This is a genomic window from Actinomyces sp. HMSC075C01, assembly GCF_001812965.1.
Classification (GTDB): domain Bacteria; phylum Actinomycetota; class Actinomycetes; order Actinomycetales; family Actinomycetaceae; genus Actinomyces; species Actinomyces acetigenes.
In genome coordinates, this window is sequence record NZ_KV811031.1 from 90,136 (window position 1) to 115,219 (window position 25,084).

At 68.4% G+C, this 25,084-nt stretch carries 19 protein-coding genes and 3 tRNA genes; 6 read left to right on the forward strand and 16 right to left on the reverse strand.

Annotation, left to right across the window (positions count from 1 at the left end; all coding sequences use genetic code 11):
• Window positions 1–111: 111 nt before the first annotated feature.
• The gene (locus HMPREF2883_RS14880) at window positions 112–1,290 is read right to left on the reverse strand and encodes a hypothetical protein (protein ID WP_141759113.1); all 1,179 of its coding nucleotides are present in this window, start codon (window positions 1,288–1,290) and stop codon (window positions 112–114) included.
• Between HMPREF2883_RS14880 and HMPREF2883_RS11495 the strand changes: the two genes are divergently transcribed.
• Complete coding sequence (locus tag HMPREF2883_RS11495; protein ID WP_070662563.1) at window positions 1,289–1,576, forward strand: hypothetical protein; 288 nt, start codon at window positions 1,289–1,291, stop codon at window positions 1,574–1,576. The genes HMPREF2883_RS14880 and HMPREF2883_RS11495 overlap by 2 nt on opposite strands.
• A 283-nt stretch (window positions 1,577–1,859) precedes the next feature.
• Here the strand turns inward: HMPREF2883_RS11495 and HMPREF2883_RS11500 are convergent.
• The 3 genes from HMPREF2883_RS11500 to HMPREF2883_RS11510 all read right to left on the reverse strand — a co-directional run bounded on the left by HMPREF2883_RS11500 (window position 1,860) and on the right by HMPREF2883_RS11510 (window position 3,701).
• Window positions 1,860–1,935, reverse strand: a tRNA-Arg gene (locus HMPREF2883_RS11500).
• Window positions 1,936–2,073: 138 nt separating this feature from the next.
• Window positions 2,074–3,399: a hypothetical protein gene (locus HMPREF2883_RS15165; protein WP_256277462.1), complete on the reverse strand. Its 1,326-nt coding sequence runs from the start codon at window positions 3,397–3,399 to the stop codon at window positions 2,074–2,076.
• A 212-nt stretch (window positions 3,400–3,611) separates the two neighbouring features.
• Window positions 3,612–3,701 (reverse strand) — tRNA-Ser (locus tag HMPREF2883_RS11510).
• Window positions 3,702–3,952: 251 nt separating this feature from the next.
• Here HMPREF2883_RS11510 and HMPREF2883_RS11515 point away from each other — a divergent pair.
• Window positions 3,953–4,663 (forward strand): DNA alkylation repair protein, encoded by a 711-nt coding sequence (locus HMPREF2883_RS11515; protein WP_070662569.1) that lies wholly within the window; start codon window positions 3,953–3,955, stop codon window positions 4,661–4,663.
• Between the two features lie 120 nt (window positions 4,664–4,783).
• Here the strand turns inward: HMPREF2883_RS11515 and HMPREF2883_RS11520 are convergent, their stop codons facing one another.
• Entirely contained in the window at window positions 4,784–5,767 is a 984-nt protein-coding gene (locus HMPREF2883_RS11520) for a helix-turn-helix transcriptional regulator (RefSeq protein WP_070662755.1), read from the reverse strand.
• Window positions 5,768–5,871: 104 nt separating this feature from the next.
• Between HMPREF2883_RS11520 and HMPREF2883_RS11525 the strand changes: the two genes are divergently transcribed.
• On the forward strand, window positions 5,872–6,258 hold the full coding sequence (locus HMPREF2883_RS11525; RefSeq protein ID WP_070662572.1) for a VOC family protein: 387 nt from the start codon (window positions 5,872–5,874) through the stop codon (window positions 6,256–6,258).
• 259 nt (window positions 6,259–6,517) lie between these two features.
• Here HMPREF2883_RS11525 and HMPREF2883_RS11530 read toward each other — a convergent pair whose 3' ends face one another.
• From HMPREF2883_RS11530 to serS, 6 genes are all read right to left on the reverse strand, one after another.
• Complete coding sequence (locus HMPREF2883_RS11530; protein ID WP_256277464.1) at window positions 6,518–7,930, reverse strand: DHA2 family efflux MFS transporter permease subunit; 1,413 nt, start codon at window positions 7,928–7,930, stop codon at window positions 6,518–6,520.
• A gap of 292 nt (window positions 7,931–8,222) precedes the next feature.
• A tRNA-Ser gene (locus HMPREF2883_RS11535) sits at window positions 8,223–8,308 on the reverse strand.
• 256 nt (window positions 8,309–8,564) lie between these two features.
• Entirely contained in the window at window positions 8,565–9,914 is a 1,350-nt protein-coding gene (locus HMPREF2883_RS11540) for an AGE family epimerase/isomerase (protein ID WP_070662578.1), read from the reverse strand.
• Between the two features lie 289 nt (window positions 9,915–10,203).
• Window positions 10,204–11,850, reverse strand: coding sequence for an ABC transporter substrate-binding protein (locus HMPREF2883_RS11545; protein WP_070662581.1), 1,647 nt, complete (start codon window positions 11,848–11,850; stop codon window positions 10,204–10,206).
• Window positions 11,850–12,914: an HAD family hydrolase gene (locus HMPREF2883_RS11550; RefSeq protein WP_371080799.1), complete on the reverse strand. Its 1,065-nt coding sequence runs from the start codon at window positions 12,912–12,914 to the stop codon at window positions 11,850–11,852. Before HMPREF2883_RS11550 ends, HMPREF2883_RS11545 begins: the two co-directional genes overlap by 1 nt.
• Window positions 12,915–12,925: 11 nt before the next feature.
• Window positions 12,926–14,206: a serine--tRNA ligase gene (gene serS, locus HMPREF2883_RS11555; RefSeq protein ID WP_070662586.1), complete on the reverse strand. Its 1,281-nt coding sequence runs from the start codon at window positions 14,204–14,206 to the stop codon at window positions 12,926–12,928.
• A 558-nt stretch (window positions 14,207–14,764) separates the two neighbouring features.
• On the opposite strand from serS, the gene HMPREF2883_RS11560 reads away from it, so the two are divergent.
• Both HMPREF2883_RS11560 and HMPREF2883_RS11565 read left to right on the forward strand, forming a co-directional pair.
• Window positions 14,765–15,697 (forward strand): LysR substrate-binding domain-containing protein, encoded by a 933-nt coding sequence (locus HMPREF2883_RS11560; protein WP_070662589.1) that lies wholly within the window; start codon window positions 14,765–14,767, stop codon window positions 15,695–15,697.
• Window positions 15,698–15,819: 122 nt separating this feature from the next.
• A complete protein-coding gene (locus HMPREF2883_RS11565; protein WP_070662593.1) occupies window positions 15,820–17,031 on the forward strand; it encodes a diacylglycerol/lipid kinase family protein in 1,212 nt (403 codons plus the stop codon).
• A gap of 42 nt (window positions 17,032–17,073) precedes the next feature.
• Here HMPREF2883_RS11565 and HMPREF2883_RS11570 read toward each other — a convergent pair whose 3' ends face one another.
• Entirely contained in the window at window positions 17,074–18,489 is a 1,416-nt protein-coding gene (locus tag HMPREF2883_RS11570) for a M20 family metallopeptidase (protein WP_070662596.1), read from the reverse strand.
• A 33-nt stretch (window positions 18,490–18,522) separates the two neighbouring features.
• Window positions 18,523–19,116 (reverse strand): TetR/AcrR family transcriptional regulator, encoded by a 594-nt coding sequence (locus HMPREF2883_RS11575; RefSeq protein ID WP_070662599.1) that lies wholly within the window; start codon window positions 19,114–19,116, stop codon window positions 18,523–18,525.
• Between the two features lie 115 nt (window positions 19,117–19,231).
• Here HMPREF2883_RS11575 and HMPREF2883_RS11580 point away from each other — a divergent pair, with 115 nt between their 5' ends.
• Entirely contained in the window at window positions 19,232–20,482 is a 1,251-nt protein-coding gene (locus tag HMPREF2883_RS11580; RefSeq protein WP_070662602.1) for an MFS transporter, read from the forward strand.
• A gap of 198 nt (window positions 20,483–20,680) precedes the next feature.
• On the opposite strand, the gene efeB is transcribed toward HMPREF2883_RS11580, so the two are convergent.
• Genes efeB through efeU form a run of 3 tightly spaced genes read right to left on the reverse strand, consistent with a single transcriptional unit; the run spans window position 20,681 to window position 24,581 of the window.
• Window positions 20,681–22,210: an iron uptake transporter deferrochelatase/peroxidase subunit gene (efeB, locus tag HMPREF2883_RS11585; RefSeq protein ID WP_081384570.1), complete on the reverse strand. Its 1,530-nt coding sequence runs from the start codon at window positions 22,208–22,210 to the stop codon at window positions 20,681–20,683.
• Window positions 22,211–22,255: 45 nt separating this feature from the next.
• Complete coding sequence (efeO, locus tag HMPREF2883_RS11590; RefSeq protein ID WP_070662605.1) at window positions 22,256–23,584, reverse strand: iron uptake system protein EfeO; 1,329 nt, start codon at window positions 23,582–23,584, stop codon at window positions 22,256–22,258.
• 58 nt (window positions 23,585–23,642) lie between these two features.
• Window positions 23,643–24,581, reverse strand: coding sequence for an iron uptake transporter permease EfeU (efeU, locus tag HMPREF2883_RS11595; protein WP_070662608.1), 939 nt, complete (start codon window positions 24,579–24,581; stop codon window positions 23,643–23,645).
• Window positions 24,582–25,084: the final 503 nt, after the last annotated feature.

A 25,084-nucleotide genomic window follows, 5' to 3' on the forward strand; every position in this document is an offset into this window, starting at 1 on the left:
CGAACCACCAATTCAGCATCGTCACCGCCCCCAGGATGAGGCATACCACTCCAGCTTGAGTTTCAGTAAAATCGACTTGCGGATACATGACGGACACCTAGGTGTTCAAAACTACTTGAACAGGCTGTTAACCCAGCCACCAAACTTCTTTCCTCCCTCAGACCCCGCAATACCCCCGGCAATACCACCAACAACACCACCGATCGCCGCCCCCGCAGGGCCTCCAACACAGGCCCCGACAGTGGCACCCACTTGAGCTCCGGCCCATCCGCCAGCCCATCCGCCAACTGCAGTTGTCGTACCTGTTGTTGCGGCGCGCGTCACCTTCTTTCCTTCACCGAGCGATGGATCCTGAGCATCTTTCTGGTACTGCTCATAGGAACTCACTGCAAAAGAGGCAACATTGGAGGCACGACCGGCCCACTTCAATGTAGGCGCAACTTTTCTTGCCGCCGTTACCAACTTGCCACCCGCAGAACCCTCCTGGCCGCCAGCCGGGCTCCAGCGCTCGAGCTTCCGGTTCTTCCAGGCATCTTTCCAACCCTTGGGTGCACGTCTACGAGTAACCATCTTCTTCGGGTTGTACTTAACGTGCTTCCCGCGCTTTGCCGAATGAGAGGCGAGCGATTTGTAACTTGTCACCTTCTGCGAGACATTTGCTTTCGATGCCTTGAGACCGAACCCCTCTGCCAACGTCTTGATGTTGCCGGCTCGATTAATGACCATCATCGTTGTCTTGGTGGTCGCAATCCAACCACGATCAGCCACGGCGTTACATGAATCCGTGAATGCCTTCCTCACCTCGGTCTCCCGGGTGCGGATATCGTTTGTCTGAGTTACTAACGAGTTATACAGATTGTTTTTCGCTAGATAGTTATTGTGGCGCTCATCGTACGCCTTTAGTGTTTTATTATCGGCATCTCCTGATGGCTGCTGCTCGGTGAACTCCGGTTTGAGACCCAGTTCCCCTGACACTGTCAGACCGCCAGCAGTGGCCTGCTCCCTGATACCGGCCAGCGATGAACCTATCGACGTCAGCCCGCTCGCCAAGTTGTCGAGGGCATTCTTGTAATTGGTTAGATCCTTGACCATACCTTCACATGTTTTTACCGCGCTATCGATCAGGTTCTGAGCCCCAGTAGCCGATTCACCTTCAAGGCTTCCCGCATCTTTGCGGGCATTTGCGAGATGGTCAATTGAGTTATCAACGGATGTCTTCAAGTTTCCAATCTTGATGGCCGAAGCTGTAATGTCTGATGGTGTGGCGTCGAGATGAGTATCAATAGACATGCTGGCTTCTTCCTTTCAGTTGGATCTGGAATTCGAGTGCGACGTCGGAGTGGAACTGGCGGTGTTCTCATCCGTCTTCCGCATCGATTCACTCACGGACGACAGCAAGGTCGATGTTCCAGGGATACTCGTCTGCATCCCCGTAAGCGCCATCTCAACAGTTGTGATAACTCGTGAAGCGTCCGCCTGCGAGGCCCCGCATCCAGACGGCAGCTCGACCGTCTTCCCGTCAATCTCGGTGCTGGCTGAGTTCAACTCGTTCACTGCCCGCTGTGCATCTTCATAGTCCCACTTCAACGTACCCGCCACAGAGTCATCCTCCTCATGCTGTCGACGACGCACACATGCGCCATTACGATGGAACGACGCAGATTTTACCAGCCAGTCGTGACTGTTTTGAGACCTAGGGGCACCTACTCATGCTCCTTGACGAGCGAGATGCTCTCCCGACTGTCCTACACGTGGCTATGGAGTCCCGATCATGGAGTAACTTAGACCACACTCACCTTTGAGCGGTCCGCACATTGGAAAACACCCCGGCTCCGACTATTCAGCCGATGACGGGGTGTTGGTGCGCCCGAAGGGATTCGAACCCCCAACCTTCTGATCCGTAGTCAGATGCTCTATCCGTTGAGCTACAGGCGCATGTCGTTGCCGACGGGTAGAACACTACTCAGTGTCCACCCAGGGGACAAATCCTATCCTCGTGAGGATGGGCACAGGGCCGCAAGTCCCCGCCGACGACGGGGCTTGCGGCCCTGTGCGCGCTGTTGCCGCTGGGCACTATCCGACGCCGGCGCTCTCGTTGATGGCGAAGAGCGAGTAACCGAGCATGCCAAGCACGACGAAGAAGACGATGCCCAAAACGGCAGCGATGACCGCCCAGATGAGAGTGGCCCTGGCCCAGTTCCTCTTGCTGGCGGAGTGGCCGCTGCCGAAGGCGAGGATCAGCATGTAGATGAACCCGAACACCGGGATGCCGAACACCAGCAGGATCGTCAGCATCCAGCTGCCCACGGAGTCCGTGCTCTCGGAGTCCTCGGACCGCGCCGCTGCCAGCGCCCCACCTCCTGTCGACCGCTCGAATGGTGAGCCCGCTGCTGTAGGAACCATGTCGGAGAAGGATGGGGCCTGCCCGGCTGCGGCGTCGGAGGAGGGGGCTGAGCCCCACTGGGGCGCCGAGCTCTGCGACGGGAAGGCTGAGGATGACGACGACGCGGACGGAGCGACCGCCTGAGTCGCAGCGGGGACGAAGGCCTCCGCGGCCTGCTCGGCCTCAGCGCGTGCGGTCGCCGTGGGGAAGACCGAGGACATGCCAACCTCGCCGTCCTGACGGCCCCCGCTGAAGGGGTGCGAGTGCGGGGCAGGCTGCTGGGCGAAGGACTGCTGGTCCTGCATGCCCGCCGGCTGGGCCTGCGGCTGCTGCCCCGGCCAGTGCGGGGTCTCCCAACTCGCCTCACCGCCTGCAGTCGCACCGGCGGCGGGGGCCGAGGAGGTGCCCGGAGCCGAGGGGATGCCGGGGGCGGACTGGACGAAGGGCGACGACGTGGCTGCGGCGCCGTCGGCGGCTGCCCCACCCCAGGCGGGCTGGGTCGGCGGGTTGTAGGGCGTCGGCTGGGCGGCCCCGCTCTGCTGGGTGTAGGGGGTGGCCTGGACGTAGGGGTCGGCCGGCGCCGCACCGGGCTGACCGGCACCGAAGCCGCCGCTCCCGGCCGGGTCGGGCTGGCCGAACTGGGTCGGCGGGTTGTAGGGCGTCGGCTGGACGCCTCCACTCTGCTGGGTGTAGGGGGTGGCCTGGACGTAGGGGTCGGCCGGCGCCGCACCAGGCTGGGTGGCCGCCTGCGCGGCACCTGCGGAGAAGGTGCGCGTCTGCTCCTCAGGGGGCGGGCCGGCGGGCAGGTCGGGCTGCGCCGGACGCCACGCTCCGGCCTGGGCGGTGGGAACCGCACCAGGGACGGCGCCGGGGGCCTGCCCAGGGGCCTGCTGCTCGGCGCGCGCGGCGTCGAGCATGTCCTGGTTGATGAGGACGGTCCGGGCGTTGAACTCGTCGCCCTGATTGGGGCGGGGCGAGCCGGAGGTCGACGGCTGGGTTGCGTCGTGGTCAGACATGAGGTCCCTCTCAGTCGGGTACAGCGTCACGCTATCCCGGATCTGCACCGGAAGACACACAGGCACCCCGATCGGCCAGAGGCGAACGCGCCCCGACCGTAGGGCCGATTCGCGGGCCCTGCCAACCGTTGGGAAGTCTCCGGGGCCGCCGCAACGAGTGCTCCGACGACGACGAAACCCCGGCACGCTGCCGCGCACCGGGGCTCTCGCTGTGGCGGAGATGGGGAGATTCGAACTCCCGAGGGGCTTCCACCCCAACCTCCTTAGCAGGGAGGCGCACTAGGCCACTATGCGACATCTCCATTGCCTTCCCACGGCTTCGCCGCGGGACGCACGGGCAGCCTACCGGGAGGATGCCGCGTGAGCAAACCGCCGAAGGCGTGGTGCCGTCGCCTCGGCATGAGGCGCTGTGAGCGCTGGCTGCGCAGGTGTCCTGGGGCTCTCGTTCACGGCCTGGGGACGCGGATTTCCAGGCTCCGCGTGCCGGCACCGCCGGGTCCATAATGTTGATGAATGTCTGTGGAAGTACGTCGTGAGGCGAGGAGGGGCGAGGATGGCGGAGAGCGGGCAGACGGATACGCGGATCACGGAGTTCATCACCGAGCTGCGTCAGGCTCTGGAGGAGGCGGGCGACCCCGCCCGCGCCGAGCAGCAGCGGGCGTACCTGAAGTCCGAGATGGCGATGTACGGCGTCGGGGTCCCGGAAACGCGGCGCCTCGCGCAACGGATCGCCGCCGCCCATGGCGACTTGTGGACTGAGGCCGCCACCTGGGAGGTGGCGCTGCGGCGCCTGTGGGATGAGGCCACTCACCGCGAGGAGCGCAACGCGGCGCTGGCCGTCATCCGCGCCAAGCTGTCCGCGTCGCATGCTGGACGCATGGAGTCCCTGGCGCTCTACGAGCATTTTCTGCGCACGGGGCAGTGGTGGGATCTGGTCGATGAGACCTCCCACGCCGTCGGGCTGGTGGTGCGTGAGCATCCGGCTGCGGCGGCCCGCATGCGCGCCTGGGCCACCGACCCGGACATGTGGGTGCGGCGCAGCGCCATCCTCTGTCAGCTCCAGCACAAGGTCGACACGGACCTCGACCTGCTCACCAACGTCATCGAGGCCAACCAGGAGGATCCGGAGTTCTTCATCCGCAAGGCCATCGGCTGGGCGCTGCGCGACTACGCGCGCACGGACGGCGACTGGGTGCGCGCCTTCGTCCAGGCGCATCCGAACCTGTCCCCACTCAGCCGACGCGAGGCCCTCAAGCGCCTGTGAGGCCGGGGCCACGGCCTCCGACCGAGCATGCGACAGGACAAACTGACAGGGCCGCGCAGTCCTCTGGCCGCTCCTCGCCGTCGGGGCACGTGCGAGCGTGCTGCCTCAAACCGCACGTCATCAGGCCCCACCGGCACGGTACCGCTCACGCATGAGGTCCACGTAGTCAAGGAGGTCCTGACGCAGGCGCTTGGGGGTGATGACGCAGGCATCCGGACCGAGCCGAAGCAGAATCGTCATGGCATGCAAGTGGTCCATGAACTCCAGCTGGAGATAGGTCCATCCGTCATTTCCGGGAGCTTCGCCATCTGCATCGGTCGTCGTTGCGCGCAACGTCCACTCCTGCACATCGCTCCAACGCTCGTCCCGCACCCAGACAGTGGCTGTGATCGCCTCGAACCTATCGAGAAACTCCTCACGCTGCTTCTGCCATGCCGCAGTCATGTCGAAGCCGGAGTCGTCAGCACACTCCTCAGAGAGCACATCGGCCTCTTCGATCCGAGAGAGCCTGGTGAAGCGAACCTCAGCGCCGTGTGAGGCACACAGGTACCAGCTGCGACCAGCGGCAACTATTCCGTGCGGATCGACGACGTCCTGCGTCGTCGTCCTCGACTTGTGGCGGAAGACCATACGCAGTCGATGGCGCGTCAAGACCGCTTCCTGAACGGCGTGGAAGACGGCGTCGGCCCGCTCGCTCTCGGGCAGGGGAAGCCATCCTTGAGGATCGACCACGACGCGCGAGGCAATGCCCATGGACCGGCTGCGATGGCTGTCGGGTACGGCGGCGAGCAGTTTGCGAGACGCGGAGGCGAGGGCGTCGCCAAGGTCCAGTGGCGCAGCACCCCAGCTGGTGAGACCGGCGAAGAGAGCCCGGCTCTCTTCACGGTTCAGTCCTGTCACGTCAATGCGAAAGCCGGGGTCGATTCTCACTCCCCCGTGAGGTCCCCGCTCGCACCATACCGGCACTCCCGCAGCCGACAGCGCCTCAACGTCCCGCAGCACGGTGCGCCGTGAGACCTCCAGCCGCTGCGCCAACTCCGAGGCGGACAGACGACCATGGGCACGCAGCAGCCAGATCATGGAAAGTAGGCGGTCGGCACGCACCAACTCATCCTCGCACATACGTGACACAAGGTGACACCAATGGTCTCTAACCTCATTGTCGTCCATCCGCCCCGTATCCCCGTGAGAGTCTTAGGAGCATCACCATGACGGCCTTTGTTCCCAACAGCGTCATCCTCTACGTCTCCGACGTCGAGGCGAGTACCGCCTTCTACCGTCGGATTCTCGGTCATGGACCGATCGAGACCTATCCAGGATTCAGCGTCTTCAAACTGTCTGACGACGTTACTCTCGGACTACAGGCAGCCGATGAGATTGAACCCGCTGCTGAGCCATACGTAGGCGGGGTTGAACTGAGTCTGAGCGACGTCGAGCATGCCGACGTCGATCGTCTTCACGCGCAGTGGAAGATGCTGGGCATTCCGATGGTTCTGGAGCCAACCGTCCTCGAGTTCGGCTACACCTTCGTAGCGACTGACCCTGATGGGCACCGTCTGCGCGTGTGCGCCACTGATACTTCGAGCTTCGTCTGACTTGAAACTCTCGGCACACTGCCCGTCACCTCCCCACAGGCACAGTCGACCCTGTCCCGGCCAGCTACTCCACGAGCCTCGGGGGCTACTGGCCAGGGGTTGTGCATACTGCACGAACCCCCGCACCTCGTGGAGTGCACCCACCCCTCCCAGTGGCACCCAACCCTCGTGCATTGCACCCAGAGGACGCCGAGAGCCACGTGGGTGACCGATCCCGAACACAAGTAAACCCTCGGCAGCACTCTGACGTGAAACCGCCTCAGTCCATTGCCGACACCAGCGACCTCGGAACGAGCGAATACACAAAGAGTCCGACAAAAAACAGCAGCAATGGAACACTCAGCACCCACGCAACGGTCGACCTTGATAGCCCCAGCGGGTCGAACTCGGTAGGCGCGGCAGCGAGCACCTGTATCAAGAGCCCGACAACGGCTCCCCCTAGCACGGGACCGGCTTGGCGAAGGACGTTGAGGAGGGAGGACGCAGCACCGAACTCGTCACTCCTCAGTGCGGCCATACCTACTGTCGTCAGTGGCGCCATCAAGAAGCCATTTCCGATGCCGAAAACGATAGTCGCACCCAGGAACCACATCCAAGAAACCCCAGTAGTGGTAATCAGTATGCTCAGGGCGGTTCCCATCGCGGAGGCCCCGAAGCCGATCTGTAGGACGAGGCGGGCCTTCCCTTCATCAACCCAGCGGCCCGCAATAGGTGCTGTGACCACGGACGCAATCGACGCTGGCGCAAGAGCAACCCCCGCCCAGAACGCCGTTTGCCCCATCACGGACTGGATGTAGTTCGATACGAGAAACGTCAAGGAGAACACGCCAAGGGCGGCAAAAAGGCCGAACAAAGCGGCAACGAGGAACCGTGGATTCTCGCGAAGAGACCGTGGAAACACTGCGTGCGCCGGATCCACACGGCGCTCATACCGGAAGAACGCAAACAGGCAGAACACAGCGAACGGCAGGCAAGCAATGGTCAGCGGACCCCAGCCCGCATGGGGACCTTGCAGACATCCATAGAGAAGTGCCACAAGGCCGATGCCCGCAAGAAAGGTGCCCATGAAATCAACCCTCACGGACCGGACCTCTTCGATCGAAAGACTTCGCAGACCCAGAACCACGACGAGAATCGCAATCGGAAGGTTGATGAGGAAGACCCAGCGCCAGCTAAGACTATCAATCAATACTCCACCGACAAGGGGGCCGATGACGGACGCAGTTCCTGCAATTGATCCCCAGATGCCGACTGCGCGCCCACGGGTATTTTCAGGGAAGGTGACGCCGATGAGCGTGAGAGTCTGCGGCACCAGCATGCCGGCACCGAGTCCCTGAAGGAACCGGCTGGCGATCAAGACGAACGGAGAGGTCGCGACACCGCAGGCGAGGCTGGCAGTTGCCAAGATGATCGTCCCCAGGAGGAAGAGGCGTCGGTGCCCGAATCGGTCACCTAAACGACCTGACGGGATGATCGCCAGCGCGAGAACGAGACCGTAGCTGTTGACCGCCCAGAACACCTGGGTTGTGGACGCACTTAAGTCCCGTGTCAGCGAGGGAACTGCGAGGTTAATAATTGTCAGGTCAAGAAGAGCAATGAAGTACCCTCCGGCCAACGCGCACAGCCCGATCCACTGCCGAGCACTGACTGTTATGGCTAGGGAATCTTCCATCACATCTTCTCCTCGTTCGTCAATTCGGTATCGTGGAAGGTGCCTCTCTTGGCTATCACGGCATAGTCACCACACTAAGGCCGCGGCTGCCTCTCATCTCTCTCGGTATTGACATAGATGTCATTACTGAGATGTTGACCGCAGCGTCGGAACGATGCGGGACTGTCTCTTGAACTGAAGAATCATCAGGCTGCACTCGATGGCCGCCAGGCTCACCGGTGACGAGAACGCCGCCAAACTCACCTGACTCATGAAACCTTGATGAGTTTTCGTTGGTATTGCGGTGTGTGAGCGGAGAGGGAGGGATTCGAACCCCCGGTGCGCCAGGCGCACAGCGGTTTTCAAGACCGCCACATTCGGCCGCTCTGTCACCTCTCCAGGCCGCACCCACCGGGCGCGACAGGCACAGACCCTACCATCCCGGTGGGCCCGCGGTCACCGCCAGCCCACCAGTCCGAGCCCACCGGTCGCCGACGGCGCGTTCGTACCTTAGGCCTCGCGTTCGGGGGTTAAGGGTACGAACGCGCACCTTAAAGTACGAACACACATCTTAGGGTACGAACGCGCACCTCACAGTACGAACACGAGGCCCAGCCCAGCCCAGCCCAGCCCCGGCCCGCTTCCGCACCAGCCCCTAGGACCTGCCGAAGAACCCGCGCCGGTGCGGTTTGCTGGCGCGCGCCGGCAGCAGGGAGTTCGGCTCGTCGAGCCGCCCCTCGGCCAGGGCCTGCCCGATCGCCGGCCACACCGGCAGGCGCGCCATAAGGGTGGCCTGCAGGGCGTGGTAGATGTCCGGGTGCCCCACCCAGGTGCGGGTCGAGGGCCGGTTGTCGCGGTCGAGCTCGTGGGTCCACACGCCAGGCTCCTCGATGAGGAACTCCTCGGCGTAGTCGATCCAGGCCCGGTAGCAGTGCTCATAGTGCTCGACGTCGATCTCCCCGCGACCGTCATCGAGCAGGGCCTGGCGGATGGCGGCCGAGGCTGAGATGCCCTCGCAGACCACCCAGTGCATGCGCTCGTGCACCACGGGCTTGCCGTCGAAGTCCGTGGTGTAGACGAAACCCGGGGCACCGTCGATGCGCCAGCCGTCGGTGCGGGCCTGCTCGAAGATGTGCTCGGCAGCCTCCAGCATCCAGTCCGGCGCACTCATGGAGCGGTTGATGAGCGCCCCGCGCAGCTGGACGGTCAGGCGCGCCCACTCCAGCCCATGGCCCGGCGTGACGCCGTAGGGCCTAAAGGGGTGGGCGGGCTCGTCGCGGTTGTAGTCCAGGCGTGGCTCCCAGGTAGTGGAGTAGTGCTCGGGCAGGCGCCAGCCGTGCTCACGGGCCTGAACGTTGACGGCGAAGTCGGTGATCTTCAGGGCCCGCTCCAGCCAACGCACCTCGCCGGTGACGTCGGCGGTGGCCAGGTAGGCCTCCACCGTGTGCATGGCGGCGTTGATGCCGCGGTAGTCCTCGGAGTCGGTGAAGTCGGCGGCGTAGGACTCCACCGGCATCTGCTGGCCCTCGTCCCACCAGTAGCGGTCCTGGACCTCGATGGCGTCGCGCAGCAGCTCATGGGCGCCGGGCCGGTCGGCGGCCGTCGCGGTGGCGGCGGCCAGGAGCACGAAGGCGTGCTGGTAGCACTCCTTGCGGGCGTCGCGGTCGACCGGGACGCCCCGCCCCTCGGCGTCGGGCTCGGCGCCGATCGCCGAGTACCAGCCGCCGTTGACCGGGTCGCGCAGGGGGCCGTTCAGGGCGCGCACGCCGTGGTCGGCGTAGCGGCGGCAGCCGGGGATCCCCATGAGCGCCCCCAGGGAGAAGGCGAAGGTCATGCGGCCGGTGATCCACAGCTCGACGGGATGGGCGGGGTCCACCTCACCGCCCTGACCGATCCACCCGAATCCAGTGGGCACCTGCGCGGCGCGCGCGTAGTGCAGCAGCGCATGCGTCTCGTAGGCCAGCCAACGCTTGTGCTCGGGGGCGCCGAACCATCCCAGTCCCATGAGTCCTCCTTGAATCGCTGGGGATCCAAGGCTATCGACCCGCCCGACGCGGATCAATGCTCCAGGCTGCTCCCGGCCGCCCGAGTGGTGCCCAGCCTCGCCGGAACGCAATGCACGAGGGTGGGGTGCTACTGGAGGAGGGGTGGGGGTACTGCAGGTAGACGGGGCCTTCGTGCAGTAGGCCCAACCCTTGACCAGTGGATCCCGACCCTCGTGGAGTAGGCCGGCCCAGGGCGGAAGCCTCGGACCCGACGTCGCACCCATGGCCTGCGGGGCCCGCCCGGGCTGGCTACTTCTTGGGCCAGGCCGCCTCGGCCTGCTTGAGCGCCTCCTTGGGGGTCGCCGTCCCGGTCGCCCACCGGCTCAGCCCGACCCACAGGGCGCTGCTGCCCACAGCCACCGGCATCGAGTCCGAGGCATCCATCTCCACGGTCGTCTGGCGTGACTGGAGCAGCCTGGTGGCGCGCCGGCCGACGTCGCTGGGCGCCAGGTCCGGGTCGACGCCCTGGTTGGCGGTCGCCACCCCGCCCAGTGCCATGCGTGTGCGGGCCCACTCCTGGGAGGTCAGGTACTCCATGACCGCGCTGACCGCGTCCGAGCGGGTGAAGGCCACGAGGTAGTCGGTCCCCACCAGCACCGAGTCCGAGCCGCGGTCCGCCGCCGGGGTGACGAAGGCCGAGACCTTCGTTCCAGCCGAACCCGCTGTACTCGTCGCGCCCGCTGCCGTGGCCGTGCCCTTGGCCGACGCCGTCGCCCCGGCCGTCCCGCCGCCGGCGGTGGCGCTCGCGGTCGGGTGGGGGGCCTGGACCGTCACCGGGTTGGCGCCGTCGGCGTCGGTGATGACGGTGCCCTCGGGGAAGCGGCTCTCGAAGGAGGAGGAGGCGTGCAGCATGAGGCAGCTGCCCTTGACCAGGTCGGCCCCGGCCTGCACGGGGGTGCGGGAGATGACCGAGCCGCGCCCGCCGGCGACGTGCCCGTCGTCCAGGACCAGGGAGTTGACGGCCCCGAGGGCCTCCACGGCATTCGGGGAGTCGACGGGAGACCGGTGCGAGGCCCAGGTCTCGTAGACGCCGGGCCCCTGGGTGGCCAGCAGGGCGTCCTCGAGCCAGTCGGTGAGCACCCAGCCGGTCGACTCCCCGTCAGCGGCGCCCACGCACCAGGGCGTCACGGAGCCGTCGGGGTGGTCGGAGCGGATCTTGTTGGTGAGGGCCTCCAGGTCGGCCCACGTGTTGGGCACCTCGTAGCCGGCCTTGGCGAAGGCGTCCGGCGAGTACCACACGAGGGACTTCACCGAGGCCATGAGCGGGGCGCCGTAGGGCACGGAGGCGTGGATGCCGACCTGGATCCAGTGCCGGTCCCAGCCGGCCTCCACGTTGCTGTTGACCTTGTCGGGCAGCGGGTGGACGACGCCGGTGTCGACGAGCTCGGCCACCATGGCGGGCTGAGGCACGATGGCCAGGTCGGGCAGGTTCTCGGGGTTGTCCTGGCTCGACGGCGAGGCCCCCGAGCTGGTGGACAGGTTGGCTCCCGAGCCGTTGAGCAGCTGGGAGCGCAGCTCGGTGGTGCCGGTGTGCTCGATGTTGATGCCCGTGCAGCTCTCGAACTCGGCCACGGAGGCCTCGAAGCGCTCGGCCTCAGTGCCGGTCAGGCTGCTGGAGATGGTGACGGTGGCGCCCTTGTGGCCCTGATAGGCCTGGTAGGCGGCGCAGCCGGTGGCCGTGGCCGAGCCGGCCCCACCGGCTGAGCAGGCGGCGGTGGCGGCGGCAGCCAGGGTCAGGGTGCTGGCCGCGGCCAGGAGGCGGCTGCCCCGGCGCAGCCGACGGCTCACGCGGCCCCGACCGGGGGCGCTCGCCCCACCGGACGGGCCGGCAGCGCGGGCCGCGCACTCCTCAGAGATGGAGTTGTGCTGGGAGACAGGGAGGGGGGACTGTCGCATCACGGGTGCCTTACTCGTTCGATGAGGGCGTCCAGGACGGCCGCGCAGCCGTCCCGCCACACGGGCTCGGTCAGGATATCGCCGCGGTCGCGCACCCACTGCGGTGCGCTGCCCATGACGACGCCGGCTCCGGCCCACTCGATCATCTCGACGTCGTTGGAGCCGTCCCCGACCGCCAGGACGTGGGCGGAGTCGGTGCCCAGGCGGGCGATGAGCGCCTCGAGGGCGGAGGCCTTGGTGACGCCCTCGGGGGCGACGTCGAGCCAGGCCGTCCAGCCGATGGCGTACTCCACCGAGTGCAGCCCGGAGTCGGCCACGATCTGGGAGAAGCGATCCACGGGCATGCCCGGGGCCCGCAGGACCACGCGGGTGACCGGCTGGGAGACGAGCTCGTCGAAGGTGACGACCCGCTGATCCTCGATGAGCTCGCCGTCGGGGAAGAGCCGGGAGACCTTGAAGCCGGCGCCGGGGTCCTCCACGGCGAGGATCCCGTCGGGCACGGCGGCGTGAAGAGTCTCGATGGCGGTGCGCGGGTCGAAGGTGCGCGAGTCGACCACCTCGTAGCCGCCGGGGGCGTCCGGGTCGAGCCGCAGGGTCAGGGCGCCGTTGGCGCACACCATCCAGCCGGTGGACAGCCCCAGGTGGCGCACCACCGGCATGGTGGCGGCGATCCCGCGGCCGGTGGAGATGACCACGGGGACCTTGTGGGCGCGCAGGCGGGCGACGGAGGCCATGACCCGCTCCGAGACGCTCCCGTCCATGTCGAGGATGGTGCCGTCGACGTCGAGGGCGACGACGAGCCCGTGGCCGGGTGCGAGCCGGGCGCCGCCGTCGGCCTCCAGGGCGTCAAGGTCCTGCATCCGGTCCTGGACGAGGGCGTGGTACTCCTCGTGTCCCAGGGGCCGACGGCGCAGGGCGTGCTCGCCGGTGCCTGCGGCCTGTCCGGCGCCGTCCTCGAGGTGCCCGACGTACTCCATGGAGCCGCCCAGGCGGGTCAGGGGCTGGCCGGCCGGGGCGATGCCGGTGGCGGGGTTGACGGCCGGACCGTTGCCGGTGGGGTTCACGGGGCCGGCCCTCAGGCGGTGGCGCCGACGGGCTCGATGACCTCCAGGCCGCCCAGGTAGGGGCGCAGGCCCTCAGGCACGCGCACCGAGCCGTCGGCCTGCTGGTGGTTCTCCAAGATGGCGACCATCCAGCGGGTGGTGGCCAGGGTCCCGTTGAGGGTGGCCACGGGGCTCGTGCCTCCCTCGCGGCGCTCGCGCACGGCCAGTCGGCGGGCCTGGTAGGTGGTGCAGTTGGAGGTGGAGGTGACCTCCATCCAGCGCTGCTGGGTGGGCAGCCAGGCCTCGCAGTCGAACTTGCGGGCGGCGGAGGAGCCCAGGTCTCCGGCGGCGGTGTCGATGACCCGGTAGGGCAGCTCGACCAGGGCCAGCATCTCCTCCTCCATGGCCAGGAGCCGGGCGTGCTCGGCCTCGGCGTCCTCGGGGCGGCAGTAGGAGAACATCTCCGCCTTGTTGAACTGGTGGACGCGGATGATGCCGCGGGTGTCCTTGCCGGCGGCCCCGGCCTCGCGTCGGTAGCAGGTGGACCAGCCCATGTAGCGCTTGGGCCCGGCGGACAGGTCGAGGATCTCGTCGGCGTGGTAGCCGGCCAGGGCCACCTCGGAGGTGCCGGTGAGGTAGAGGTCGTCGGCGGGCAGGTAATAGATCTCGTCGCTGTGGGCGCCCAGGAAGCCGGTGCCGCCCATGACCTGCGGGGTGACGAGGGTGGGGGTGGTCATCGGGGTGAAGCCGTGGGCGACGGCGGCATCCAGGGCGGCCGTCATGAGGGCCAGCTCCAGGCGCATGCCCCAGCCCTTGAGGTAGTAGAAGCGGGCGCCGGAGACCTTGGCGCCGCGGCGGGTGTCGATGATGTCCAGGCCCTCGCCGATCGCCAGGTGGTCGGCGGGCTCGAAGCCCTCGGCGGCGAAGTCGCGCGGCTCGCCGCCCTCGTGGCGCAGGACGACGTAGTCCTCCTCGCCGCCCGAGGGCGCCCCCTCGATGAGGTTGGCGAACTGGCGGGCCAGGTCGTCGAGCTCGGCGGCGGCGGCCGAGGAGGCGGCCTCGGCGGCCTTGACCTGCTCGGCCAGCTCCTTGGCGCTGGCCAGGATCGCCGGGCGCTCCTCCGGGGAGGCCTTCCCCACGGACCGGGAGACCTGCTTCTGCTCGGCACGGAGGTTCTCGAAGGCGGCCAGCGCCTGACGGCGGGTCTCGTCGGCGGCGATGACGCGGTCGACGAGATCAACGTCGGCACCACGGGCTCGCTGGCTGGCGCGGAAGGGCTCGGGGTTCTCACGAAGCGCACGCAGGTCGATCATGGTCCTGAGTGTAGTCAGGACCGCGCCCCAGACAGCATTCGATCAGCACCTGAGCCGATCCGGGCCGCGAGCGCGACGGGCGACGGAGACGGGGCGAGCCGGGGACGCCCGAAGTCACGGACGAGTGGCGGAGCCAACACTCGAGGGCGGAACGGGTGGGATTCGACGTCGATCCCCCGGCGGCCGGCCCGCCGCCAGCGTCACCCAAGGCCCTGAAATCCAGGAATGATCCAGGAGATTGGGTGGTGGCGGCGTGGGGTCGCAAGGCCGCGATATATACATGCTCACCCTCACCCGCACCACCTCGGAACGGCGAACGTGACCCACACCCCTCTTACCAACGCAATCCACCTGTGAATAGAATCCACTTCAATCGGTGCGCCCTATCGTTCCCGACGGTGTTTCCGAGCCGCCACGTTGGAGACTCGCCCTCACCTCCCACCGCACCGCCCTCCCCGCTCCTCCCGGCTAGTCGTCTGTCCCCGATTTTCTGCCACTCCGTCATATCAGGCTCGCCGACCGCCATGAATGCGGGCCCCGACCACAGGACCACAACTCATGCCGACCACATCATCTCCGTCCTTCTCCCAGCTGAGGGCCTTCGTAGCGCTGTGCGACCACCAGCACTTCGGTGAGGCCGCCGCCGCGCTCGGAGTCAGCCAGCCCAGCCTGTCCCAGGCCATCACCGCACTGGAGAAGCGCGTCGGCGGCGAGCTGGTGGAGCGCACCACCCGCCGCGTCCTGGTCACCTCCCTGGGCGAGGCCCTGCTGCCCTACGCCCGGGACGCCGTCCTGGCCGCCGAGGCCTTCAACGAGGCCGCCTCCAGCCAGGGCGCCGCCCTGAGCGGCACGATGCGCCTGGGTGTCATCCCCACCATCGCGCCCTACCTGGCCCCTGTCCTCATTGACGGCCTGCGTGAGGCCCTGCCCCAGATGGACCTGGACCTGCGTGAGATGGTCACCGGGGACAACCTCGACCAGCTCGCCCAGGGGCGCCTCGACGCGGCCATCATCGCCTTGGAGGACGACCTTCAGCGCATCACCGCGATCCCGATGTTCGACGAGCGGCTCGTCGTCCTCACCGCCGCCGACCACCCCTGGGCCGGCCGCACGGACGTGAGCCCCGCCGAGCTCGACGACCAGCCCCTCCTCCTGCTCGACGAGGGCAACTGCCTGCGCGACCAGACCCTGGCCCTGTGCCAGCGCTACGGCTCTCACCCCCCGGTCGCGGTGGCCACCACCCTGTCGACGGTGACCCGCATGGTCGCTCACGGCTCCGGCGTGACGATCATCCCCGAGGGGGCGCTCCAGCTGCTGACCCCCTCCTCGGAGTACGGCGTCGCCCGTTTCGGCGACGAGGCGCCGATGCGCCGCATGGGCCTGGTGCACCGGGTCTCCTCCTCCCGCGGCGCCGACTTCGCCCAGCTGGCCGATCTCATCTCGCGCCTGGTGAGAGAGGCCGACCTGCCCGTCTCGCCTGTCAAGGCTTGAGCCCTCCCTCCGGGGCGCCTCTCGCCGGCGGCAGGCGCTCTCTCGCGTCCTCTCGGCCCGTTCCTGCCCGCCGACCCCTGGCGGGCCGTGACCCAGGCCGCCAGGGAGACTAGCCTGCCCCTATGACGGGCGGCACCGACGGCGGCACCCGGGCGACGACGCGCACCGGGCGTCCACTGGCCTGCGTCGTCGTCAACCCCTCCAAGCCGCGCGTCACCGCCGCGGTGCGCTCCCTGCTGGAGGGCGAGCTGCGCGAGGCCGGCTACGCCGGGCCCGTGTGGCTGGAGACGAGCGTCTCCGAGCCCGGCACGATGCAGGCGCGCCTGGCTCTGGCGGCCGGGGCGAGGCTGGTGGTGGCCGCCGGCGGTGACGGAACGGTGCGCTCGGTGGCGGCCGGCCTGGCCGGCACCGGGGCCCAGATGGGTATCGTCCCGCTGGGTACGGCGAACCTGGCGGCCCGCAACCTCGGGGTACCGGTCGGGGATGCCCGGGCGGCGGCCCAGGTGGTGGCCCGCGGCGTCGATCTTCCCGCCGACCTGGCCTGGGTGCGCACCGAGCCCTGGTCCGATCCCGACGTCGTCCCCGACCCGGCGCCGGCGGGCGCCCCCCGCGGGCGGGCGGCCTCCACGCCCCTGACGGGGCCAGCCGCAGCAGCTCCGCCGGACTCCCCGCCCGTCCCGGTCGCACCGGCCGACTCCCGGCAGCTGTCGGCTGAGGCGGCCCGGGCCGTGCGCACGATCCACAGGGCGACCCGCAGGGCGCATGAGTGGACCCGGCCCACACTCGGCGACGAGCACGCCTGCATGGTGGTGGCCGGGATCGGTTTCGACGCCGGACTGGTGGCCTCCACGCGCCCGGCCCTCAAGGCGCGGGTCGGCTGGGGCGCCTACGCGCTGGCGGCCATGGAGAACCTGGGCTCGCCGCGCATGGACCTGGTGCTCAGCCTCCAGGACGAGGCCGGCGCACGGCGCGTGGAGCGCCTGAGGGCCCGCAACCTGCTGGTGGCCAACGGCGGGCGCCTGCCGGCCGGGATCACCCTGCTGCCGCAGGCGCGCACCGACGACGGCATGCTCGACGTCGCCGCCATCGACACGGTGGCCGGCCTGGCGGGCTGGAGCTCGCTGGCGCGCCAGGTGCTGCCGCCCTATGCGGCGCGCTACTCCGAGTCGGGCCGCTCCCTGGGACGGGTGAGGCTGCGCCGTGGAGGGGAGGTGGCCGTCCGGCTCTCGGCGCCGGCCCTGGTGGAGGTCGACGGCGACCTGCTGGCACCCACGCAGGGCATGCGGGTGCGCATCGACCCCGGGGCGCTGCTCATCCGCCGCCCGGCGGCCTGAGAGCCGACGCGACTGGGGTAGCCGGGGCGGCCTGAGCGCGCCTCACTCCTCCCAGAAGCCGGCGACGTCGATCGCCCCTCCGCTGGCCTCGAAGTCGGCGCGCACGGCCCGGCGCAGCTCGGCGTCGTACAGCCAGTCCAGGGCGACTGCGGCCAGCCCGTAGGCGCCGTCGAGCGCGGCCGCGTCCCCGGTGGGGGCGCCGGCAGCCTCGGTCATGGCGGGGGTGTGGAGGGCGACGTCGGGCCGGTCGGTGACCTTGATGAGCGGGTGGATGCCGGGGATGCGCTGGGAGACGTTGCCGAAGTCGGTGCCGGCGGCGATGGTCTCGGGCAGGACGCCGGCGGCCAGGGGGTCGCGGCCGCGCTCGCGCTGGGAGCGCACCCAGGAGGTCAGCAGGGGGCCGTTGTCGCGGACGGGGACCTCGTTGCAGTACTCGGAGGTGAGGATCTCGACGCCGGTGCCGGTCATGAGGGCAGCGCCGTGGAGGAGCTCCTCGACCCGCTCGGCGATCTCCTTGAGGGTCTCGAGGTACTTGGAGCGCACCATGATGGACAGCTCGGTGCGCTCGGGGATGATGTTGGGGACCTGGCCGCCGTCGGTGATGATGGCGTGGAGGCGGTCCATGGGGAGCATCTGCTGGCGCAGCAGGCCGATGCCGGTCAGGGCCAGGGTGGCGGCGTCCAGGGCGTTGCGGCCCATGAAGGGCTGGGAGGCGGCGTGGGCCGGCACGCCGTGGAAGATGACGCGCAGGCGGCGCACGCCCAGCCAGGTCTGGTGGGTGACGTCGTGGGCGTAGGAGTGGGTCTGGATGGCGGCGTCGACGCCGTCGAGCATGCCGCGCACGGTCAGGATCTCCTTGGCGGTCGAGTTCTCCTCGGCGGGCGTGGTCTGCAGGACGACGCGGCCGGGCAGGGCGCCGGGGCGGGTGCGGGCCAGGGAGGCCAGGGCGAGGAAGGCGCCCACGGAGTTGGCGCACATGACGTTGTGGCCGCAGCCGTGGCCGATACCGGGCAGGGCGTCGTACTCGGCGAGGATGGCGATGGTGCCGGCTGATTCGCCGGAGTCTGCGGCGGTTGCGCCGGTGCCGCCGGTTGCTGCCTCGGTGCTGCCGGCCCCGGGGATCTCGGCGCGCAGGGCGGTGTCCATGCCGTAGACGCCGACCTCTGGCTCGATGCCGTGGCGGCGCAGGAGCTCGGCGACCGTGGCCACGGCGTGGTGCTCCTCGTAGCCGGTCTCGGGGTGGTCGTGGATGTCGTGGGAGAGCTCGACGATCTGCGGGGCCAGCTCGGCGACGGCCTCACTCAGGGCGGTGCGCAGGGCGGTGGGGGCTCCGGCGTCGTCGGGCAGGACCGGTGCCGGGCCGACGACGCCGCGGCGCTCCTCGGTCTCAGCGAGCATGCGCTCCTGGATGGCGCCGGAGGGGACGGTGGGACGGGTCAGGTCGTTCAGGTCGCGCATGGCTCCATCTTGGCCCAGCCGGCCTCCACACGCTCAGTCGCGAGGTGCGGCGAGCCGACGTGCCGCGTCGACGACGACGGCGCGCTGACGTTCGTGCGCCTCCTCATCCTCGAGGGGCCCGCACAGCATCCGGGCCACCTGAGGCACGGTGGACCACCAGCCGGTCAGCGACATGAGCATGACCATGAGCGCCCCTGGGTCGACGTCCCGGGTCAGGACGCCGGAGTCCTGGCCACTGCGCACCCCGGCGATCTTGCGCTGATAGTGCTCGCGCCGCAGCTCCTCCTCGGGCACCTCGTCGTCGAAGGTGAGGGCCTCCCAGCACAGCAGCCGGATGAGCTCGGGGCGCTGCCGGTGGTAGTCATAGAGGCGCCCGGCGTAGTCCCCCGCATCCTCGCCGTCGTCGAAGGCGGGCGGCACGGCCTCGGCAGCCCTGGTCAGCTCGTCGCGCAGGACTGCGGAGAACAGGCGGTCCTTGGAGCCGAAGTAGTTGTAGACGCGCTCCTTGTTGACCCCGGCCCGCTTGGCGATCCGCTCGACGGTGGTCCCAGCGGGCCCACGGCGGGTGAACTCGGCGGTGGCGGCGTCCTTGATCTTGCGCTTGGTCCCCTCAGTGTCCCAGGCCATGACACTCCGTCTCCCGTGTCCGCGAGCGCCGGCGGCAAACTCCAACGCTACCGTTGCAACTACTCCTCCAGTCTACTAGGGTCATTTCCAACGCTTACGTTGGAAAGGGGTTCTCATGTCTCGCGCACACCGGTCCGATCTGCATCCCGATGTCACCCACTCCCCCGAGTCCTCGACCCAGTTGACGACTCGGTCGGCATCTCCCGCTTCCCCCGCCGGCAGCAGTGCCACCGTGACCCTCGTGGTCACCGCGCTGCTCGTTCTGACCCAGCTGTACGCCGCCATCCCCTTGCTCACCCCGATCTCGGTCGACCTCCACGGCAATGCCACTGTCGCCCTGTCGACGGCCTTCAGCCTCACCTACGCTGCGGGCTTCCTCATCTGGGGGCCGGTCTCCGACCACTACGGCAGACGGAGGATCATGGCGCTGGCTCTCGGGATCCTCATCGTCTCCACCGTCTGCTGCGCCCTGGCGCCATCGCTCCTAGTCCTCGCAGCCCTGCGCGCGATCCAGGGCCTGAGCGCCTCCGGCTTCGCGCCCGTGGCCCTGGCCTACCTGTCCGAGGCCCTGGAGCCGCCCAGGCGGGCCGGGGGGATCGGGGCGATGTCGACGTCGTTCCTCGTGGCGGGCATCGTCGGCCAGGTCCTGGCCTCACTGGTTGCGCTGCACCTGGGGTGGCGGTGGTTCTTCCCCCTGTGCGGCGGGCTGCTCGCTGTGGCCCTGGCGGTCGTCCTCGGCGTCGTGCATGACGTCGCTCCCGCCTCCGGCCCCTCGGGCTCCTCCCTGCGGGGACAGTTCGCATCACTGGGGCGGCTCGCGCTCAGGCCCGCGGTTCTGGCGCTCAGCCTGGCGCACATCACGCTGCTCATGGTGTTCGTGGCCATGTACACGGGGATCGGCGGTCACCTGGAAATGCTGGGCCTGCGTCCCACGTCCATCATCCTCATCCGCCTGGCAGCCCTACCAGCCATGTTCCTCAGTCTCGTAGCAGGTCGGCTCGCCGCGAGGTGGTCCTGGTCCCGGACGGCCCAGCTCGGCTTCGGAGTGTCAGCGTTGGGCATGCTCGGTGAGGCACTGCTGGCGGGGAGCCTGGCGGGCCTGGTGGTCTGCAGCGTCGTGTACGTCGCTGGGGTCGCGTTAGCCGCGCCAGCGATGATCAGCCTCTACGGGCAGGTATCCGCCCCCAACCGCGGCAGCGGCATGGCGCTCAACGGATTCATCCTGTTCGTCGGCACGAGCGTCGGCCCGCTCCTGGCGACGTCGTCGTCCACCTTCCGGGTGCTGGCTCTCATCCTGGCCGGCATCCTGGCCATGGCACTGGTCGCGATCACCGGTTTCAAGGCGCTGGCCGACGCCGACCACTGACGCGAACCGACCGCGGGAGCCGCCGCCCCCATCGAGGACGTACTTTCGCCACCAGGACTGCGCTGTCCCCCAGATGGCGACGGGGAGACCCCAGTAGCCTGCAGGAAAACGCAGTCCTCGGTCGGAAAGTACGTCCCCGGCGCGAACCGCAGCCACCACTGAGTCCCGCCCGCCCGCCCGAGCCGCCTCACCCCGTCCTCAGCTGAACAGCGAGGCGGCCACCATGGTGTCACCCTCCTTGATGCCCGGGGGGATCGCGAACAGCGCCGAGGCCTCGTGCTTGAGGTACTCCTGGAGGGCGTCGCTCTTGGTCATGCGGTCCAGGATCGGGTAGAAGTTCGTGCGCGGGTCACGCACGAAGGCAATGAAGAACAGGCCGGCCTGCAGCAGCCCCAGGGAGTCGGAGCCGTCGGTGTAGTTGTAGCCGCGGCGCAGCATCCGGCGCCCCTGGTTCTGCTCCGGTGAGACGACGGCGATATGCGCGTCGGCCGGCACGAGCGTCTCGCCCTTGTCATCCTTGGCCTTGTAGTCCACGGCCGTGAACTCCTCGGAGGCCTTCGTGGGGTTGGCGATGCTCAGCGGCGCCCCGTAGCGCTTGTCACGCCCCATGGTCTGCTCCTGCTCGATGAGCCGCAGGCGGTCCCAGATCTCGGCGAGCATGCGGATGCGCCGGGCCACGTAGTAGGTGCCGCCCGTCATCCACTCGGCTGCGGCGTCGTCGCCCTTCTGGACCCACAGGTGCTTGTTGAGCTGGTCGGCGGAGTCCTCGGCCTTGATGTTGTTGGTGCCGTCCTTGAAGCCGAAGAGGTTGCGTGGCGTCTCCTGGTCCACGGAGGTCGACGACGTGCGCCCGTAGCCGACCTGGCTCCACCGCAGCGCGGCGGTCCCGAAGGCGATGCGGGTGAGGTTGCGGATCGCGTGGACGCACACCTGGGCGTCGTTGGAGCAGGCCTGGATGAGCAGGTCACCGTCGGACTGGGCGGCGTGGAGCTGGTCGCCGGCGAAGGAGGGCATGCCCTCCTTGAGGACGGCGGGCATCTTGGCGGCCAGGCCGAAGCGGTCCTTGCCGTCGGCGTCGACGAACAGCCCCTTGCCCACGCCGAAGGTGATGGTCAGGCCGTTGGGCTTGTAGCCCCAGGCCTCACCGGTGTCCTTGGGCGGCAGCTGCTTGTTGGAGCTGGGCTGGCCGCCGATGAGCTCGCCGGCGGCCATCTGCTCGGCGGCCACGGCCCAGTCGGACAAGAGGGTTTTCAGGTCCTCGACGTCGGTGGTGGAGACGTCGAAGGCCGCGGTGAACATGTTGTCCTGGGCGGGGGTGGTGATCCCCGCCTGGTGGTCACCCCGGAAGGGGTAGGTCGTGAGGATGGCGTCCTCGGGCCGGCGCGAGGCCTCCCAGGCACGGCCGCCGGCCACACCGGCCAGGCCCGCGAGCACAGCGCCCAGGCCCGCGCCGGTGAACATGGCGCGGCGGCTGGTGCCCTTGGGGCCGGGTTTCCCAGCCGCATCCGGCTTCTCCGGCTGGTCAGCCGCGTCGGGGGCGCTCGCCCCCTCGGACTGCTCGGCCGCGTCGGAGGCCGAGGAGCTGTTACCCGGGCCCTCCGACGTCGGGGCCTGCGACTCCTGCTGAGCCTGCGCGGTCTTGTCCTGGGTCTCATCCAGGGTCTCGTCCTGGGCCGCGTCGTCGGCGACCGGGGAGGTGTCCGACTCGTGGGCCGGCTTGCCACTCACTGCTGTCTCCTTCCGGGGTGTCCGGGTTGTCGGGGTGCCGCCGCCTCAGAGGATGGTTCCGGCGACCTTGGACAGCGACTCGCTCAAGGCGTTGACGGCGTCGGAGAACTTGCGCTGCTTGTCGGTGTAGGCGTTCTTGTCGGGGGTCTCGCCGGCGTCCTTCTGGACCGAGGCGATGGTGGAGTAGTCCACGTAGGTGGGCTGGCCGTTGGAGGCCTTCCCGGAGGCATGGTTCGCGATGAGCTTCTCAACCGCCGTGAACTGGGTGGTGATCTTCTCGGCGAGCTTGGCGTCCTTCTTCTTCATGAGCTCCTCGACGTTGCCGTAGGCGACCTTGGCGCCCTCGACATTGGCCTGGAAGTCGTAGAGGTCGGTGTGGGAAAAGGTCTCCTCCTCACCGACAATCTTGGAGCTGGCGACCTCCTCCAGGAGGCTGGAGGCGCCGTTGGCGACGTCCTCGAGCTCGAGCTCGAACTTCTTCCCGCCAGCGCCGGTGATGTTCCCGTAGACGAGGTCGTAGAGCGACTTGGTGTCGGCGTTGAGCTGGTCGGCGACCTTCTTGCGGGCGGCGTCGTCGGCGAACTTGAAGGGACTGGAGGAGTCCTGGGCCCACAGGTCGGCCTCGATGCGGTGCCATCCGGTCCATCCGGCGAGGACGTCCTTGTCCGTGACGGCCTTGCCGGCGCCGGAGGCGAGGTCCTGGACGCGGGTGTCCAGGGCGGCGTCGAGGTCGCCGGCCTCCTTGAGGCCGAAGGACTCGGCGGTGGGCTCGATGCGCTCGTAGAACTGACGCGCCAGCGGGTAGAGGCTCTTGGCGGTGGCGGTGTCGCCGGAGGTGTAGGCGGTGACGAAGCCATGGGTGGCGGTGAGGAGCTGGCCGGTCTGGTCGCGCACGTAGGCGGTGTAGTTGGTGACGGCGGCCTCGCGCGCCTTGGTCTCGTCGGCACTGATGTCGACGGCGGCACCCTTGGTGATCTTCAGCTCGGTGACGCCCTTGAGCTCGCCAACCATGTTGGGCTTGCAGGCGGCGTAGTAGGTGCCCTCCTTGAGGGAGGTGGTGAGTTTCGTGGTGGTGCCGGGGCCGATGTTCTCCTGCTCGGAGACGATCTGGAGCTTGTCCTCGGTGAGGATCTCCAGCTCGTTGGCCACTGAGCCGGAGTTGGTGATGGTGAAGGTGACCACGCCCGAGGGGAAGGAGGTGAAGGAGAGCTTGCAGGCGTCGTCAGTGAGGGTCACCGTGATCTCCTGGGCCGCCCCGGAGCCGGAGGCGCCGCCCTTGGCGTTCTTGGGGTTGTCGGCGCAGGCGGCCAGGCCCAGGCCCATGGCGGCCAGGGGGAGCAGGGTGAGCACGTTGCGTCGCTTGATGGTGGGCATGGTCTTTCCTTTGTAAGGGGGCGGCGTGAACAAGGGGCGGGGAGGGTGGTCGGGGTGGTCAGGAGGCCGCGACGACGTCGGCTGGCTCCTCGGCGTCGGCATCGGCGGACTCGTCGGCGCTCACAGCAGCCGGGGTGGCCGGGGCGGCGACTGCGCGTGCGGGCGAGGGCCATCGGCCCGTGATCTGGAGGGTGAGGAGGACCAGGGTCGGGACGATGTAGACCCACCAGCCCACGACCTGCAGGACAGTGGGCTGGAGGTTGAGCTGGAACATGGCCTGGAGCAGCACGTAAAGCCAGTGGAAGGGCGAGGCGCCGTCGGGCAGGTAGAGGGACAGGTCCCAGGCGTGGCTCATGATGCCCGGCAGGAGGCCGGCCTCCTGGAGGTCCCCGAAGCCGTAGGCGACGATGCCGGCGGCGACGACGACGAGGAAGTAGCCGGTCACGGCGAAGAAGACGCGCAGGTTGATGCGCACCGCGCCCTGGTAGATGAGGACGCCCAGCACAATGGCGATGGCCAGTCCCGCGATGACGCCCACTGTCGCCTGCACGGTGGAGGTCTCGATGCTGGAGCGCACGGTGGCCCAGACGAACAGGGCGGTCTCCACTCCCTCGCGCCCGACGGCGACGACGGCGATCCAGACGACGCCCCAGCCGGAGCTGCCCGCGGAGAGAGACTTGGACAGTGATCCCTCCAGCTCGCCCTTGAGCTCCCGGGCGTTCTTCCCCATCCAGAAGATCATCCAGGTCACCATGCCGACGGCGACGAAGGACAGGGTGCCGCCGAGGATCTCCTGGGCCTGGAAGGTGAGGGTCTTGGGGCCCCAGATCATGATGGCGCCGGCGACCAGCGGGATCAGCGCCGCCAGCCCGACCCCCAGCCACAGCTTGGGCAGGGCGTCGCGGCGGTCGGCCTTGACGAGGTAGGCGACGATGATGCTGACAACGAGCGCCGCCTCCAGGCCTTCCCTCAGGGCGATGAGCAGGTTGGCGAACACTCGACCTCCAAGTCACGAATCAGTCTCAGGTCACGATGGTCGAGGCAAGCCTAGCCTTAGATGTTCTCGCTACCAAAGCGTCACGTATATCGCGTTCGTGTGGGATGAAGCCCAGTTTCGCCGGTCACACCGGCCCGCGCCGCCCCGGGGCGCTTGCCCGGTCGGGGGCGCCTGGCGACGAGTACTGCACGAGGGTCGGGGGCTACTGGAGGAGGGTCGGGTGTACTCCGCGGGGTGCGGGCGTTCGTGCAGTATGCACAACCCCTGGCCAGTGCCTCCCGCCCCTCGTGGAGTAGGCCGGCTCGAAGAGGCTCAGGCCGGTACCGGACCAACGACGCCGCGGCGCTCTTGGATGGCGCCGAAGGGGACGGCGGAGGCGGGTCAGGTCGTTCAGGTGGCGCAAGAGCCCGTCGTGGCCCAGCTACCACCCGCGCTGCGGGAGCCGCCGCCCCATTGCGGGAGCCGCCGACCCCATCGAGGACGTACTTTCGCCACCAGGACTG

What these genes read in the sequence shown, in the direction of transcription:
- HMPREF2883_RS11495 (WP_070662563.1), top strand. Translation starts at nt 1,289, where the DNA reads ATGCTGGCTTCTTCCTTTCAGTTGGATCTGGAATTCGAGTGCGACGTC.
- HMPREF2883_RS14880 (WP_141759113.1), bottom strand. Translation starts at nt 1,290, where the DNA reads ATGTCTATTGATACTCATCTCGACGCCACACCATCAGACATTACAGCT.
- HMPREF2883_RS15165 (WP_256277462.1), bottom strand. Translation starts at nt 3,399, where the DNA reads ATGTCTGACCACGACGCAACCCAGCCGTCGACCTCCGGCTCGCCCCGC.
- HMPREF2883_RS11515 (WP_070662569.1), top strand. Translation starts at nt 3,953, where the DNA reads ATGGCGGAGAGCGGGCAGACGGATACGCGGATCACGGAGTTCATCACC.
- HMPREF2883_RS11525 (WP_070662572.1), top strand. Translation starts at nt 5,872, where the DNA reads ATGACGGCCTTTGTTCCCAACAGCGTCATCCTCTACGTCTCCGACGTC.
- HMPREF2883_RS11530 (WP_256277464.1), bottom strand. Translation starts at nt 7,930, where the DNA reads ATGGAAGATTCCCTAGCCATAACAGTCAGTGCTCGGCAGTGGATCGGG.
- HMPREF2883_RS11540 (WP_070662578.1), bottom strand. Translation starts at nt 9,914, where the DNA reads ATGGGACTGGGATGGTTCGGCGCCCCCGAGCACAAGCGTTGGCTGGCC.
- HMPREF2883_RS11545 (WP_070662581.1), bottom strand. Translation starts at nt 11,850, where the DNA reads ATGCGACAGTCCCCCCTCCCTGTCTCCCAGCACAACTCCATCTCTGAG.
- serS (WP_070662586.1), bottom strand. Translation starts at nt 14,206, where the DNA reads ATGATCGACCTGCGTGCGCTTCGTGAGAACCCCGAGCCCTTCCGCGCC.
- HMPREF2883_RS11560 (WP_070662589.1), top strand. Translation starts at nt 14,765, where the DNA reads ATGCCGACCACATCATCTCCGTCCTTCTCCCAGCTGAGGGCCTTCGTA.
- HMPREF2883_RS11565 (WP_070662593.1), top strand. Translation starts at nt 15,820, where the DNA reads ATGACGGGCGGCACCGACGGCGGCACCCGGGCGACGACGCGCACCGGG.
- HMPREF2883_RS11570 (WP_070662596.1), bottom strand. Translation starts at nt 18,489, where the DNA reads ATGCGCGACCTGAACGACCTGACCCGTCCCACCGTCCCCTCCGGCGCC.
- HMPREF2883_RS11575 (WP_070662599.1), bottom strand. Translation starts at nt 19,116, where the DNA reads ATGGCCTGGGACACTGAGGGGACCAAGCGCAAGATCAAGGACGCCGCC.
- HMPREF2883_RS11580 (WP_070662602.1), top strand. Translation starts at nt 19,232, where the DNA reads ATGTCTCGCGCACACCGGTCCGATCTGCATCCCGATGTCACCCACTCC.
- efeO (WP_070662605.1), bottom strand. Translation starts at nt 23,584, where the DNA reads ATGCCCACCATCAAGCGACGCAACGTGCTCACCCTGCTCCCCCTGGCC.